The sequence below is a fragment of the Micrococcus sp. GbtcB5 genome (assembly GCF_019091605.1).
GTDB classification, from domain to species: Bacteria; Actinomycetota; Actinomycetes; order Actinomycetales; family Micrococcaceae; genus Micrococcus; species Micrococcus luteus.
On the sequence record NZ_JAGXJK010000487.1, the window covers coordinates 1 to 235 of the forward strand.

At 73.6% G+C, this 235-nt stretch carries 1 protein-coding gene; it reads left to right on the plus strand.

From position 1 onward, the window contains the following. Positions 1-81: 81 nt before the first annotated feature. Positions 82-235: DUF3040 domain-containing protein (locus tag KVS67_RS13205; protein ID WP_217565569.1), on the plus strand; the 154-nt coding region annotated here is incomplete at its 3' end.

Sequence of the window (235 nt, forward strand, 5' to 3'; positions counted from 1 at the left end):
CTATCCTGGAGGGCAAGTCGGACGCGCGGGCGTCCCCTCCCGGTCCCGGAGGTGTCGGAGGCCGCGTGCGAAGGAGTCGCCATGCCCCTCTCAGAGCATGAGCAGCGGATGCTGGACCAGCTGGAGCAGCAGCTGCGCACCGTGGACCCCCGGCTGGCCACCCAGATGGCGGACACGGGGCGGCATCGGCTGCCCGTGGGTCGCGTCGTGGCCGGGGCCCTCCTCGCCCTGGTCG